We start from the raw sequence: 13,446 nt of genomic DNA, 5'->3' as shown, positions 1-13,446 counted from the left end.
TCACGGAGGGGGCAGATGGCTCAGATGATCGTACGTCAGATCGACGAGGCGATACTGGAGCGGCTCAAGGCTCGGGCGAAGCAGAATGGTCGGTCGGCGGAGGCGGAGGTCCGGGCGATCCTCGGGGCCGCGCTGGAACAGCCGGAGCGGCGCTCCCTGATGTCGTTGGTCGGCGCCGGTTCATCGCCGCATTCGCTGAAAACGCCGGAAGCTATCGTCGCGCATGTTCGCGCGCTGCGCGAAGAGGGCGAGCGCTAGTTGGACGGCCCGACCATCTATCTCGACACAAATGTCCTGATCGCGCTGGTCGAGCCCGTGGCCCCGCTAACGCCGAACCAACGCGTTTTCGTCGAGCAGATCGACGCCGGTGCGCTGATCGCCGTAACCAGCGAGATCGCGCTGGCCGAATGCCTGGTCAAGCCGCTGACCGACGCTGTCGCGCATACGGTGCGAGCATATTACGCCCTCTTTGCCTCGCAATCGTGGCTCGCGGTAATGTCGGTGTCGCGGGCGGTGCTCGTCGAAGCGGCTGCCCTGCGCGCCGCCCATCGGATGGCGCTCCCCGATGCCATCCACGTGGCGTCCGCGAGACTTGCTGAAGCCTCGGCCTTCGTAACCGACGATCGCCGCCTTCCGGTCCCCGCGGTCGAGAAGTTGGGCTGGTCCGATATGCCGGTGATCAGATGACGGCGAATGCCATCCCCTCCCTCCTCATCGCCAATCGCGGCGAGATCGCCTGCCGGGTGATCCGGACGGCACAGCGCCTCGGCATCCGCACCGTCGCGGTCTTCTCCGATGCCGACGCGGACGCGCTGCATGTCGCGATGGCCGACGAGGCGGTGCATATCGGAGCGGCGCCGGTCGGCGAGAGCTATCTGCGGGGTGAGCGCATCATTGCGGCAGCGCTGCGGACCGGCGCCGACGCGATCCATCCCGGCTACGGCTTCCTGTCGGAGAATGCGGCGTTCGTCGATGCGGTGGAGGCCGCCGGGCTGATCTTCGTCGGCCCCTCGGCCGTCGCCATCCGGGCGATGGGCCTCAAGGACGAAGCCAAGCGGCTGATGCAGGCGGCGGGCGTGCCGGTCGTGCCGGGCTATCACGGCGACGAGCAGGATCCGGACTCCCTCGCCAGGGAAGCGGCGCAGATCGGCTATCCGGTGCTGATCAAGGCCCGTGCCGGGGGCGGCGGCAAGGGCATGCGCCGGGTCGACGATCCGGCGGAATTTACTGCCGCGCTGGCGGGCGCCCGGCGGGAAGGCGAGGCCTCGTTCGGCGATCCGCACTGCCTGATCGAGAAATACGTCGACACCCCGCGCCACATCGAAATCCAGGTCTTCGGCGACAGCCATGGCAATGTCATCCATCTCTTCGAGCGTGACTGCTCGCTGCAGCGACGCCACCAGAAGGTGATCGAGGAGGCGCCGGCGCCCGATATGCCTGCCGCGATGCGCGCGGCTATGGGCGCGGCGGCGGTCAGGGCGGCGAAAGCCATCGCCTACGAAGGCGCCGGGACGGTCGAGTTCATCGCCGATGCCTCCGAAGGGCTTCGGCCCGACCGGTTCTGGTTCATGGAGATGAACACCCGCCTGCAGGTGGAGCACCCGGTGACCGAGGCGATCACCGGGCTCGATCTCGTCGAATGGCAACTGCGCGTCGCCGCGGGCGAACGACTGCCTCTCACGCAAGAGGGTGTCCGCATCGACGGTCACGCCATCGAGGCGCGGATCTATGCCGAGGATGCGGCGAGAGGCTTTCTGCCGGCGACCGGAACGCTGGCTCATCTGCGGTTTCCGGAGGGCCTTTCGGGTGTGCGCATCGACACGGGCGTGCGGCAGGGCGACCGGATAACCCCGCATTACGACCCGATGATCGCCAAGCTGATCGTCCACGGGCCGGACCGGACGAGTGCCATCGGCCTCTTGCGCAAGGCTCTGGGGAAAACCCGCATCGCCGGCTCGGTCACCAATGTCGCCTTCCTCTCGCGCCTGGCGAACCACCCGCGATTTGTCGCCGGGGCGGTCGATACCGGGCTGATCGGCCGGGATCAGGAGACGCTGGCGGCGTCGCCTCCCGCTTCGGCGGAAGCGGCGGCGCTCGCGGCCCTGGCCAGCCTGGCGCATCTTGCGCCGCCGAACTCCTCCGCCGACCCGTGGTCGAGCCTGCGGGGCTTTCGGGCCTGGGGCGTCGCGCGGCAGACGGCGCGCTTCGAGGACGAGAACGGCACGCGGCGGGACATCGTCGTCAGCGACCGCGGAAACCGCCGCTTCTCCGTCGCAGCCGAAGGGGAGACGCTCGACCTTACCGTGATGGGAGCGGACGCCGAGGGGGCCCGCGTCTCGGTGGACGGGCACGTTTTCGATGCCGGGATCGCGTGCGATGCCGATGGTCAGACGGTCTTCCTGGAAGGCGAGGCGCACCGCTTCCGCCACTACAGCGCCGTCGCCCATGCCGAGGAGGAGGGCAGCGACCGGATCATTGCGCCGATGCCGGGCCTCGTCAGGCTGGTCAGGGTGCAGGCCGGCGACGCGGTGAAGAAGGGCGAGGCGCTGGTCGTCATCGAGGCGATGAAGATGGAGCATTCGCTGGTCAGTCCGCGCGACGGCGTCGTCGGCGAGGTCGTCGTCGCGATCGGTGATCAGGTCGAGGACGGCGCCCTTCTGCTGTCGCTCGCGCCCGAAAATTGACGCAAAATAGCCGAATTTTGGAACCTTTCCCGGCTATGGGTCTTGGCATTCTCGCAGGGACCGCGGTTTTTCCAGGGGGAAGGGCTTTCGTCCCGGGAAACAGGGACGTCAAGCATGGCAACCGAGGTTAAGACCGGGCGGCTCGGGCCGTTTCCGAACGTCAGTCGACCCGTCTTCACCATCTCCGCGTTCCTCATCGTCGGCTTCATCCTCTTCGGCGCGGTCTTCACCGAACTTGCCTCGACGATCTTCACCGGTGCGCAGGCGGGGATCGCCGATTATTTCGGCTGGTTCCTGATCCTGACGACGAACCTGGCGCTCGGCCTCTGCGTCTATCTGGCATTCAGCCGCTATGGCGACATCCGCCTCGGGGCGCAGACGGAATCACCGGAATACGGCCTCATGCCCTGGACCGCGATGCTGTTCAGCGCCGGCATCGGCATCGGGCTGCTCTACTGGGCGGTCTCCGAGCCGCTGTTCCATTTCTTCGCCCCGCCGATGGGCGAACCCCAGACGATCGAGGCCGCCAAGCAGGCGATGGTCCTGTCCTTCCTGCACTGGGGCCTGCACGGCTGGGCGATCTACGGCATCGTCGGCCTGTCGCTTGCCTATTTCCACTACCGCAACGGCCTGCCGCTCTCGGTCCGCTCGGCGCTCTATCCGCTGATCGGCGAGCGCATCTACGGACCGATCGGGCATACGGTCGACATCCTGGCCGTGTTCGGCACGATGTTCGGCATCGTCACCTCGCTCGGGCTGGGCGTCATGCAGATCAATGCGGGGCTCGGCATCGTGTTCGGCGTCGCGGACAGCCTGCTCGTGCAGATCGCGCTCATCGCCGGCATCACCGGGCTCGCGACGATCTCCGTGATGCTCGGCCTCGACGGCGGCATCAAGCGGATCTCGAGCCTCAACATCGGACTGAGCTTCGCGCTCCTCGCCTTCATCGTGCTCACCGGGCCGACCCTCTACATCTTCGACAGCTTCGTCGAGAATGTCGGCAACTACGTCGCCGGCCTGATCACCTTCGGTACCTGGAGCGAGGCCTATTCGGGAACCAACTGGCAGGTCGACTGGACGATCTTCTACTGGGCCTGGTGGATTTCCTGGTCGCCCTTCGTCGGCATCTTCATCGCCCGCATCTCGCGCGGCCGCACCGTGCGCGAGTTCATCCTCGGCGTGCTGCTGGTGCCGACCGCCATCCTGTTCTTCTGGTTCACCGCCTTCGGCGGCACGGCGCTCAATCTCGAGCTCGCCGGTGACCCGGGTCTGATCGAGGCGACGAAGGAAAGCTACGGCAACGCCATCTTCAAGCTCCTGGAGTTCTTCCCGTTCCCCGGCCTGATCTCCTGCGTGATCATGGTGATGATCGTGATGTGGTTCGTCACCTCCTCCGACAGCGGCAGCTTCGTCATCGACATGCTCACGGCCGGCGGCGACGCCAACCCACCGAAGATCCAGCGGATGTTCTGGGCGATCACCGAGGGCTGCATCGCCGCGGTGCTGTTGGCGGCGGGCGGGCTGAACGCTCTGCAGGCGGCAGCCGTGGTCGCCGGCTTCCCCTTCGCCTTCGTCATCATCGTGATGATGTACGGCCTCCTGCGCGGGCTCGGCCGGGACAAGCTGGTGATGTACCGGTACAAGCAATGGTACCGTACCGAGCAGGAGGCGGAAGCCAATCTGCCGAATGCCTATGCCGACGAGGAGGCCTTAAAGGGGCCGCCGAAGCTCGCCGTCGAGAGCTGAGGCGCGGCGCCCACACGCCTGCAGCCGACGTATACATTATTTTTTTAGAGGCAGTTGCGCGACCGCAGCTTAGCGGACAGTATGCCGCCCAACGGCAAGAATACGTCCGCTTGGGTGAGGAAGCGCATGGCATCGGTGACGTTCCGGGACGTCCGCAAGGCGTTCGGCACGGTAGAAGTGCTGCACGGCGTATCAATCGATATCGACGAGGGGCAGTTCGTCGTGCTCGTCGGGCCATCGGGCTGCGGGAAGTCGACGCTGCTGCGCATGCTCGCCGGGCTCGAGCATGTCAGTGCCGGCGAAATCCTGATCGGCGATCGGGTGGTCAACGACCTGCCGCCGAAGGATCGCGACATCGCGATGGTCTTCCAGAACTACGCGCTCTATCCGCACATCACGGTCGCCCAGAACATGGCGTTCTCGCTGATGCTGAAGCGTGCGTCGAAGCAGGAGATCGAGGACCGGGTGAAGCCGGCCGCCGAGATTCTCGGCCTGACGCATCTTCTCGATCGCTATCCGCGCCAGCTGTCGGGCGGCCAGCGCCAGCGCGTCGCCATGGGCCGGGCGATCGTGCGCGATCCGCAGGTGTTCCTGTTCGACGAGCCGCTATCCAATCTCGACGCCAAGCTGCGCGTGTCGATGCGCACCGAGATCAAGAATCTCCACCAGCGCCTGAAGACCACCACGGTCTACGTCACCCACGACCAGATCGAGGCGATGACCATGGCCGACAAGATCGTCGTCATGCATGACGGCCGCGTCGCGCAGGTCGGCACGCCGCTGGAGCTCTACGACCGGCCTGACAATCTCTTCGTCGCCGGCTTCATCGGCTCGCCCGCCATGAACATGCTGACCGGCGCGGCCGATCCCGACGACCGGACGCGCTTCGTCACCGGCGACGGGTTCAGGCTGCCGATCGCCCGTCCGGGCAAGGCGGCGCCCGGCCGCGAGACGATCTACGGCGTGCGGCCGGAATCCTTCCGCATCGGCGGCGACGTGAAGCTGCTTATCGAGGTTGTCGAGCCGACCGGCTCGGAAACCCATGTGGTCGCCCGGCTGGGCGCCACCGAGGTGATCTGCGTCTTCCGCGAGCGCATCACCGAAGGCCCGGGCGACCAGCTGATGGTCTCGATCGATCCCGAGGCCGTGCATCTGTTCGACGCCCAGACGGGTGCGCGTGTGTCGGACTGACCCGCAACGGCAGCCCGGCGCCCGTGGAGGACGGGGGCAGGGCGACCGCAGTCTGTGACGAGCCGCGGCGGCAGCGGGAGCCCGCCGGCGGCACAAGCCGGAACGCTTCCGCGCAAGAGGAGGAAACAGCATGACGATCAATCGCAGAACGCTGCTCGCAGGCACTGCCGGTATCGCCGCCGGTGCCGCGCTGGGCGACCGTTTCGGCATCACCCGGGCGATGGCGCAGGCCGCCGCCGCCCGCTTCACGCCCGAGGAAGGGGCCACGCTGCGGCTCCTGCGCTGGGTGCCGTTCGTTGCCGGCGAGGAAGCCGCCTGGAACGCCAATACCCAGGCCTTCACCGAGGCGACGGGTGTCCAGGTCCAGATCGACCAGGAAAGCTGGGAGGACGTGCGTCCGAAGGCTGCCGTCGCGGCCAATGTCGGCTCCGGCCCGGACATGGTGATGAGCTGGTTCGACGACCCGTTCCAGTATCCCGACAAGCTGGTCGACGTGACCGACCTCGCCACCGCCCTCGGCGAGCAGCATGGCGGCTGGTACGAGGGGCTCGAAGGCTACGCCAAGCAGGGCGACAAGTTCATCGCCGTGCCGCTCTGCGCCATCGGCAACGCCATCTGCTACCGCGACAGCCACATGAAGGCGGCGGGTTTCGAGGAGTTCCCGACCGACACCGACGGGTTCCTGGCGCTCTGCACGGCGCTCAAGGAAAAGGGTACACCGGCCGGATTCCCGCACGGCAAGGCCGTCGGCGACGGCAACAACTATGCCCATTGGCTGCTGTGGAGCCACGGCGGCAAGATGGTCGACGAACAGGGCAACGTCACGATCAACAGCCCGGAGACCAAGGCCGCGATCGAATATGCCCAGAAGCTCTACGCGACCTTCATCCCGGGCACCGAGAGCTGGCTCGACATCAACAACAACCGCGCCTTCCTGGCCGGCCAGGTGTCGCTGACGGCCAACGGCGTCTCGCTCTATTACGCCGCGACCAAGGATCCGGCCATGGCCGAGATCGCCGAGGACATCCGCACGGTGAACTTCCCGGTCGGCCCGCTCGGCGAGCCGGTGGAACTGCACCAGACCTCGACCCTGTCGATCTTCAGCCATACGGCGTATCCGCAGGCCGCCAAGGCCTATATCGACTTCATGTACCAGGCCGACCAGATGAACGCCTGGATCGAGGGTGCCAGCGCCTATTGCTGCCAGCCGCTGAAGGCCTTCGCCGACAACCCGGTCTGGACCTCGAACCCGATCCACGCGCCATACGCGCGGGCGTCGGAGACGCTGAGGCCGAACGGCTACGCCGGCCCGCTCGGCGCCGCCTCCGCAGGCGCGATGGCCGACTACGTCCTCGTCGACATGTTCGCCGAGGCTGTCACCGGCCAGCGCTCGCCGGAAGACGCCATGGCCAACGCCGAGCGGCGGGCGCAGCGCTACTACCGAAGCTGACGTTCCGTTGATCCGGTGGCGGCGCCCCGTGCGCCGCCGCCACGCCGGCAAAACCGGCACGAGCATGCAGCAGCGATGGGGAGGCCCGTTCCATGTCCAGCACAGCAGCGCCCACGCGGCAGTCTCGCCTTGCCCGGCTGTCGCAGAGCCGCAACGGCCTCGGCATCCTGTTCATGGTGCCGGCCGCGGCCTTCCTGCTGTGCTTCCTGACCTATCCGCTGTTTCTCGGCGTCTGGCTCGGCTTCACCGACACGACGATCGGCCGCACCGGCGTGTTCATCGGGCTGGAGAACTATGCCTGGCTGTTCGACGACCCGGTGTTCTGGCTGTCCGTCTACAACACCGTGCTCTACACGACCGTGGCGTCCGTGCTGAAATTCGGGCTGGGACTCTGGCTGGCGCTGATCCTCAACGAGCATCTGCCGTTCAAGACGTTCTTCCGGGCGATCATACTTCTTCCCTGGGTGGTGCCGACGGTGCTGTCGGCCCTGGCCTTCTGGTGGATCTACGATTCGCAGTTCTCGATCATTTCCTGGGTGCTGATGCAGTGGGGCTGGATCGATGCGCCGATCAACTTCCTCGGCGACCCGAACAATGCCCGTGCATCGGTGATCGCCGCCAATGTCTGGCGCGGCATTCCCTTCGTCGCGATCTCGCTGCTCGCCGGGCTGCAGACGATCCCGCAGTCGCTCAACGAGGCAGCGGCGCTGGACGGCGCCACCTCGTGGCAGCGCTTCAGCAAGATCACCCTGCCGCTGCTGACCCCGATCATCGCGGTGGTGATGACCTTCTCGGTGCTGTTCACCTTCACCGACTTCCAGCTGATCTACGTGCTGACAAGAGGCGGGCCGGTCAACGCCACGCATCTGATGGCGACGCTGTCGTTCCAGCGCGCGATCCCCGGCGGCCAGCTCGGCGAGGGCGCCGCGATCGCGGTGGCAATGATCCCGTTCCTGCTGGCCGCCATCCTGTTCTCGTTCTTCGGGCTGCAGCGACGCAAGTGGCAGCAGGGCGGGGCAGACTGAGGAGATGATCCGATGAGCCAGCAAGACGCCGCCGGCGTTCGCGCCCCGATCCGCGACGATTCGGAGGGCATGCGCCAGTTCAACACGCTGCCGCGGCGGATCCTCGTGGTCTATCTGCCGCTGGCGGTGTTCGTCTTCGTGCTGCTGTTCCCGTTCTACTGGATGGCGATCACCGCGGTGAAGCCGGACAACCAGCTCACCAACTACCAGCAGTACAGCCCGTTCTGGGTGGTGCAGCCGACGCTGGAGCACATCAAGTACCTCCTGTTCGAGACCTCCTATCCGGGCTGGCTGTGGAACACGTTGCTGGTCTCGGTCGCCTCGACGGTCATCTCGCTCGCCGCTTCGGTCTTCGCGGCCTATGCGATCGAGCGCATCCGCTTCTCCGGTGCGCGCGTGACCGGCCTCCTGATCTTCCTCGCCTATCTCGTGCCGCCGTCGATCCTGTTCATCCCGCTCGCCTTCATCGTCTTCCAGGTCGGCATCTTCGATTCCCGGCTGGCGCTGATCCTGACCTACCCGACCTTCCTGATCCCGTTCTGCACCTGGCTGCTGATGGGCTATTTCCGCACCATCCCCTTCGAGCTCGAGGAGAGCGCCCTGGTGGACGGAGCGACACGCTGGCAGATCCTCACCAAGGTCGTCCTGCCGCTCGCCGTGCCGGGCTTGATCTCCGCCGGCATCTTCGCCTTCACCCTGTCCTGGAACGAGTTCATCTACGCCCTGACCTTCATCTCCTCCTCGGAGAACAAGACCGTTCCGGTCGGCGTGCTGACCGAACTGGTGCGCGGCGACATCTACGAATGGGGAGCGCTGATGGCCGGCGCCCTGCTGGGCTCGCTGCCGGTGGTCATCCTCTATTCGTTCTTCGTCGACTACTACGTCTCGTCGATGACCGGCGCCGTGAAGGAATAGCAGTCATGGCAGAGGCGATGCGCGTCGCGGTGATCGGCCTCGGCTCGATGGGCATGGGCGCGGCGAAATCGTGCCTCGCAGCCGGGCTCGCCACATACGGCATCGATCCCCGCAACAGCGCCTGCGACGAGCTGATGGCGGCCGGCGCGGTCGCGACCGGCGCTGGCGGCCGAGCCTTCGCACGCGATCTCGACGCGGTCGTCGTCCTCACCGTCAACGCCGCGCAGTGCCGCGACGCGCTGTTCGGCGAGCAGGGGATCGCCGCGCATCTGAAGCCCGGGACGCCGGTGATGGTCTCCGCGACCATCTCCGTCGCCGACGCCAAAGCCATCGCCGCCGATCTCGCCGAGGCAGGGCTCGCCATGCTCGACGCACCGGTGTCGGGCGGCCCGGTCAAGGCCGCTTGCGGCGACATGACGGTGATGGCCGCCGGCCCGGCGCAGGTGTTCGACGCGCTGCAGCCGGTGCTCGATGCGGTCGCCGGCAAGGTCTACCGCATCTCGGAGACGATCGGCGACGGCGCGACGGTGAAGATCATCCACCAGCTGCTCGCCGGCGTCCACATCGCCGCGGGCGCGGAGGCAATGGCGCTCGCCGCAAAGGCGGGCATTAAGCTGGAGACGATGTACGACGTCGTCACGCACGCCGCCGGCAATTCCTGGATGTTCGAGAACCGCATGCGCCATGTCGTCGACGGCGACTACACGCCGCATTCCGCGGTCGACATCTTCGTCAAGGATCTCGGCCTCGTCACCGAGACGGGCCTGTCGATGAAATTCCCGCTGCCGCTGGCGACGACGGCCTACGCGATGTTCGCCACAGCCAGCCAGGCCGGCTACGGCCAGCTCGACGACAGTGCGGTGATCAAGGTTTTCCCGGGCATCACCCTGCCGGGGGACGAGCCGAAGGCGTAGCGCCTCGGCTCGGCGAGGCCCGGTCAGCCGGTCATCACCGGCTCCCGGTCCGGGCCGGAGCCCAGCCTTTTGCCGGGATTGATCGCCTCCAGCCAGCGCAGATAGGCGGCGTGGTCGTGGCGTCCCATGTCCATCTCGTGGGTGAGGGCGTGGAACGCGTCCCGCGCGACCTCCGTCAGCGGCAGCCGGAGGCCGGCAGCGCGGGCGACTTCCAGCGCGTTCTCGATATCCTTCAGCTGCAGCGCCAGCGGCCCGCCCGGCACCCAGTTGCGCTCGGCCATGCGCTCGCCGTGGAGATCCAGGATGCGCGAGGTGGCAAAGCCGCCCATCAGCGCCGTGCGCAGCGCCGCCGGGTCGCAGCCGCCTTCCTGCGCCAGCAGCATCGCTTCGGAGACCGCGCCGATCGTCACCGCGACGATCACCTGGTTGGCGAGCTTGGCGACCTGGCCGGCGCCATGCACGCCGACGAGCGTCGGCCGGCCCATCGCCGCCAGCAGCCTCTCGGCGTCGTCGTAATCGTCCTGGCGCCCGCCGGCCATGATCGCCAGCGTCGCCTCGATCGCGCCCTTCTCGCCGCCCGAGACCGGCGCGTCGAGATGGCGGCGACCGGCGGCCTCGATGGCGGCGGCGTGGTCGCGGGCGACCGCCGGCTGAATCGACGACATGTCGATGAACAGCGTGCCCTCGGGCGCGGCCTCCACCACGCCCTCGCTGCCGAAATAGATCTCCGTCACCACCGGCGAATTATCGACCATGGTGATGACCGCGTCGGCCTTCGCGACCGCCGCGGGGGGATCGGCGGCGACGGTCGCCACGTCGGCCAGCGCCTCGGCCTTGCCGCGCGTGCGGTTCCACACCGTGACGGCAAAGCCGGCCTTGGCGATGTTGCGGGCCATCGGCCCGCCCATCAGGCCGGTGCCGATCAGCGTCACATGGGCGATGGCCATGGCGGTTCTCCTCGTGGCGGCGGCTGGCGCCCGGATCAGTAGACGGCGCGGCCGCCGGAAATATCGAACACGGCGCCGGTCGAGAAGGAACAATCCTCCGACGCCAGCCAGACGATCATCGCCGCGACCTCGGCCGGCTCGACGAAGCGGGCGAGGGGGATCTTCGACAGCATGTAGTCGATGTGTTCCTGGCTCATCTGGTCGAAGATCGCCGTGCGGGCCGCGGCCGGGGTGATGCAGTTGACCAGGATGCCGGTGCCGGCGAGTTCCTTGCCGAGCGACTTGGTGAGGCCGATCAGCCCCGCCTTCGACGCCGAATAATGCGAGGCGTTGGGGTTGCCCTCCTTGCCGGCGATCGAGGCGACGTTGACGATGCGCCCGTAGCCGTTGGCGAGCATCAGCGGCACCACGGCGCGGCTGGTCAGGAACGGCGCGACGAGATTGACCTCGACGGTCTTGCGCCAGATCTCGGGGCTCAGCTCCCACGTCTTGCCGTTGCCGCCGGTGATGCCGGCATTGTTGACCAGGATGTCAATGCGCCCGGCCGCGCCGGCCGCTTCATCGACGGCGGCGGCATCGGTGAGCTCGACCACCCGGCCGCTGGCCTTGTCGCCGAGCTCGGCCACCGCCGCATCGATCGCGTTGCCGTCGACGTCCCAGATCACCACGGAGCCGCCGCTGGCGATCACCCGCTCGGCCGTCGCCAGGCCGATGCCCCGTGCGCCGCCCGTGATGACCGCCGTCCGTCCTTCGAGATCGATCCTGTTCATCTTCTCCCCTCCCTCATGTCCAGCTGGCTCATCACACAGCGCGCCGTCTGGTGCAATGTATACGTTGTTTTGGCTGCCCGGCGCCCGCCTATTCGTCCGTCACATCCTGCGCGGCCGGCCCCGCCTGCAACCGCAGCAGCGCCAGCGCCTGCTGGTCGGTCCGGTCGCGATGCAACTGGTGGAGCCGTCCCGCCTCTTCGCTGTCGCGCGCGGCGATCGCCGCGACGATCGCCCGGTGCTCCTCGTCCGACTGGGACGGGCGCGGACGCAGCGGCACGATCGCCATGCGGGCGCGATATTGCTGGTCCCAGTACTGGCGGAGCGTCGTCTGCAGCCGGCTGTTGCCGCAGAGAGCGACGATCTCGGAATGGAAATTGTCGTCGAGCTGCGACCATTGCGCGATGTCGTCGCGCTTGGTGGCGCGTTCCATCTGCGCCATCAGCCCGCGCAGCCGGTCGATCTCGGCCTCCGACAGGCCGCGCCGGGCAAGAAGCCGCGCCGCGACCACTTCGAGCGCCGAGAAGACCTCATATATCTCGGCAAGATCGTCGAGCGACTGCGACCGGACGGTGACGCCGTGACGCGGGCGCACCCGCACGAGGCCTTCCTCGTCGAGCTTGATCAGCGCCTCGCGGATCGGCGTGCGGCTCATCGACAGGAGCGCGGCGACTTCCGTCTCGAGCAACGTCGTGCCCGGCGGCAGCCGCCCCTCGAGAATCCGGAACTTCAGCTCGCGATAGGCCCGCTCGCGCGCCGGCATGGACGCGACGCCCTGCAGGCTCGGCCGGGGGCGGGAGCCGCCGGCGGGGACCCGTGCACGGCCGTTGTCACCGGGAGCGTCAGGCTTCGTCAGCGCCGTCCTCCTCTGCCCATCGCTGCGCAAGCCTTTCAATGGTCTGTGCCGCCGTCGCGCCGGACACCGTTCAGTTCCGCGACCACGTCCGACAGCATCGGCAGGAAGTCGTCGCCGCGGCCGAGCGATTCAGCCGTCGCCAGCCCGTTCTTGACGGTCGAGGATACATGCGAGGCGATGCCGCTCTCGTTCGCCAGCGAGACCACGTAGCGCATGTCCTTGTGGGCGTTGCGCAGCGTGAATTTGTGCGCGTCGCGGTCGCGTCCGACGACGTATTGCATGAAGGTCTGGTAGAAGCCGCAATCCATCCTTCCGCCGCCGATGACGCCGTGAAAGGTCGCCGCATCGATGCCGTTCTTGGCGCCGATCGCCAGGGCTTCCGAATAGATCGAAGCGTAGCCGAGCGAGACGAAGTTGTTGAGCAGCTTCATCGTGTGCCCGGCGCCGGTCTCGCCGACCCGCACCACCTTGCCCGCCCAGGTCTCGAGCAGCGGGCGAACCCGCTCGAATTCGGCCTCGCTGGCGCCGACCATCGTGTCGAGCGTGCCTTCCCAGGCCTCTTTCGGGGTGCGCGACAGCGGCGCGTCGATGAAGGTCGCGCCCGCCTCGCCGCAGCGCTCGGCCAGCGCGCGGGTCGAGACCGGATTGCTGGTCGAGGTGTCGATGATGGTCTTCCCCTGCAGCTCCCCTGCCAGGATCGCCGCAACCGTCGCTTCCACCTGCGGGCTGCCGGGCAGGCAGAGGAAGATCACGTCCGACGCCGCGGCGAGCTCGGCGACGCTGGCCGCTTCCTTGGCACCACGCGTCTTGAGGTCCTCGACCGGCTCGCGGTTCCTGTGCGCGAGCACCGTCAGCGGATAGCCGGCCTCGACGATGTTCTTGGCCATGCCGTGGCCCATCAGGCCGACGCCCACGAAGCCGATGCGGGGTCGATCTGCCATCAGTTCTGCC

13 protein-coding genes are annotated in these 13,446 nt (G+C 67.4%); 9 read left to right on the top strand and 4 right to left on the bottom strand.

Features of this window, described 5'->3' with window-relative positions; all coding sequences use genetic code 11:
- Positions 1 to 15: 15 nt before the first annotated feature.
- From GGR03_RS12890 to ltnD, 9 genes are all read left to right on the top strand, one after another.
- On the top strand, positions 16 to 258 hold the full coding sequence (locus tag GGR03_RS12890) for a FitA-like ribbon-helix-helix domain-containing protein (RefSeq protein ID WP_183208635.1): 243 nt from the start codon (positions 16 to 18) through the stop codon (positions 256 to 258).
- Positions 259 to 687, top strand: coding sequence for a type II toxin-antitoxin system VapC family toxin (locus tag GGR03_RS12885; protein WP_183208633.1), 429 nt, complete (start codon positions 259 to 261; stop codon positions 685 to 687).
- Positions 684 to 2,684 carry an acetyl-CoA carboxylase biotin carboxylase subunit gene (locus tag GGR03_RS12880; RefSeq protein ID WP_183208632.1) on the top strand — a complete coding sequence of 667 codons (2,001 nt, stop codon included), beginning with the start codon at positions 684 to 686 and terminating at the stop codon, positions 2,682 to 2,684. Before GGR03_RS12885 ends, GGR03_RS12880 begins: the two co-directional genes overlap by 4 nt.
- 114 nt (positions 2,685 to 2,798) lie before the next feature.
- Positions 2,799 to 4,430 carry a BCCT family transporter gene (locus GGR03_RS12875; RefSeq protein ID WP_183208630.1) on the top strand — a complete coding sequence of 544 codons (1,632 nt, stop codon included), beginning with the start codon at positions 2,799 to 2,801 and terminating at the stop codon, positions 4,428 to 4,430.
- 126 nt (positions 4,431 to 4,556) lie between these two features.
- A complete protein-coding gene (locus tag GGR03_RS12870; RefSeq protein WP_183208627.1) occupies positions 4,557 to 5,621 on the top strand; it encodes an ABC transporter ATP-binding protein in 1,065 nt (354 codons plus the stop codon).
- Positions 5,622 to 5,751: 130 nt separating this feature from the next.
- Entirely contained in the window at positions 5,752 to 7,071 is a 1,320-nt protein-coding gene (locus GGR03_RS12865) for an ABC transporter substrate-binding protein (RefSeq protein ID WP_183208625.1), read from the top strand.
- Between the two features lie 92 nt (positions 7,072 to 7,163).
- The gene (locus tag GGR03_RS12860) at positions 7,164 to 8,096 is read left to right on the top strand and encodes a carbohydrate ABC transporter permease (RefSeq protein WP_183208623.1); all 933 of its coding nucleotides are present in this window, start codon (positions 7,164 to 7,166) and stop codon (positions 8,094 to 8,096) included.
- Between the two features lie 12 nt (positions 8,097 to 8,108).
- Positions 8,109 to 9,011, top strand: coding sequence for a carbohydrate ABC transporter permease (locus GGR03_RS12855; RefSeq protein WP_183208621.1), 903 nt, complete (start codon positions 8,109 to 8,111; stop codon positions 9,009 to 9,011).
- Positions 9,012 to 9,016: 5 nt separating this feature from the next.
- Entirely contained in the window at positions 9,017 to 9,925 is a 909-nt protein-coding gene (ltnD, locus tag GGR03_RS12850) for an L-threonate dehydrogenase (protein WP_183208619.1), read from the top strand.
- A 23-nt stretch (positions 9,926 to 9,948) separates the two neighbouring features.
- Here ltnD and GGR03_RS12845 read toward each other — a convergent pair whose 3' ends face one another.
- The 4 genes from GGR03_RS12845 to GGR03_RS12830 all read right to left on the bottom strand — a co-directional run bounded on the left by GGR03_RS12845 (position 9,949) and on the right by GGR03_RS12830 (position 13,436).
- A complete protein-coding gene (locus tag GGR03_RS12845; protein WP_183208617.1) occupies positions 9,949 to 10,872 on the bottom strand; it encodes an NAD(P)-dependent oxidoreductase in 924 nt (307 codons plus the stop codon).
- A gap of 35 nt (positions 10,873 to 10,907) precedes the next feature.
- A complete protein-coding gene (locus GGR03_RS12840; protein ID WP_183208615.1) occupies positions 10,908 to 11,642 on the bottom strand; it encodes an SDR family NAD(P)-dependent oxidoreductase in 735 nt (244 codons plus the stop codon).
- 88 nt (positions 11,643 to 11,730) lie between these two features.
- Positions 11,731 to 12,402: a GntR family transcriptional regulator gene (locus GGR03_RS12835; RefSeq protein WP_246367935.1), complete on the bottom strand. Its 672-nt coding sequence runs from the start codon at positions 12,400 to 12,402 to the stop codon at positions 11,731 to 11,733.
- A 128-nt stretch (positions 12,403 to 12,530) separates the two neighbouring features.
- Complete coding sequence (locus GGR03_RS12830; protein WP_183208613.1) at positions 12,531 to 13,436, bottom strand: NAD(P)-dependent oxidoreductase; 906 nt, start codon at positions 13,434 to 13,436, stop codon at positions 12,531 to 12,533.
- Positions 13,437 to 13,446: the final 10 nt, after the last annotated feature.

This window comes from Aurantimonas endophytica (assembly GCF_014196845.1).
Taxonomy (GTDB): domain Bacteria; phylum Pseudomonadota; class Alphaproteobacteria; order Rhizobiales; family Rhizobiaceae; genus Aurantimonas; species Aurantimonas endophytica.
Note: the sequence above shows the minus strand (reverse complement) of the source record. Positions and strands in the feature narration are given on the sequence as shown.

Coding starts and splice junctions, on each gene's coding strand:
- GGR03_RS12890 (WP_183208635.1), top strand. CDS start 16: ATGGCTCAGATGATCGTACGTCAGATCGACGAGGCGATACTGGAGCGG.
- GGR03_RS12880 (WP_183208632.1), top strand. CDS start 684: ATGACGGCGAATGCCATCCCCTCCCTCCTCATCGCCAATCGCGGCGAG.
- GGR03_RS12875 (WP_183208630.1), top strand. CDS start 2,799: ATGGCAACCGAGGTTAAGACCGGGCGGCTCGGGCCGTTTCCGAACGTC.
- GGR03_RS12870 (WP_183208627.1), top strand. CDS start 4,557: ATGGCATCGGTGACGTTCCGGGACGTCCGCAAGGCGTTCGGCACGGTA.
- GGR03_RS12865 (WP_183208625.1), top strand. CDS start 5,752: ATGACGATCAATCGCAGAACGCTGCTCGCAGGCACTGCCGGTATCGCC.
- GGR03_RS12860 (WP_183208623.1), top strand. CDS start 7,164: ATGTCCAGCACAGCAGCGCCCACGCGGCAGTCTCGCCTTGCCCGGCTG.
- GGR03_RS12855 (WP_183208621.1), top strand. CDS start 8,109: ATGAGCCAGCAAGACGCCGCCGGCGTTCGCGCCCCGATCCGCGACGAT.
- ltnD (WP_183208619.1), top strand. CDS start 9,017: ATGGCAGAGGCGATGCGCGTCGCGGTGATCGGCCTCGGCTCGATGGGC.
- GGR03_RS12845 (WP_183208617.1), bottom strand. CDS start 10,872: ATGGCCATCGCCCATGTGACGCTGATCGGCACCGGCCTGATGGGCGGG.
- GGR03_RS12840 (WP_183208615.1), bottom strand. CDS start 11,642: ATGAACAGGATCGATCTCGAAGGACGGACGGCGGTCATCACGGGCGGC.
- GGR03_RS12835 (WP_246367935.1), bottom strand. CDS start 12,402: ATGCCGGCGCGCGAGCGGGCCTATCGCGAGCTGAAGTTCCGGATTCTC.
- GGR03_RS12830 (WP_183208613.1), bottom strand. CDS start 13,436: ATGGCAGATCGACCCCGCATCGGCTTCGTGGGCGTCGGCCTGATGGGC.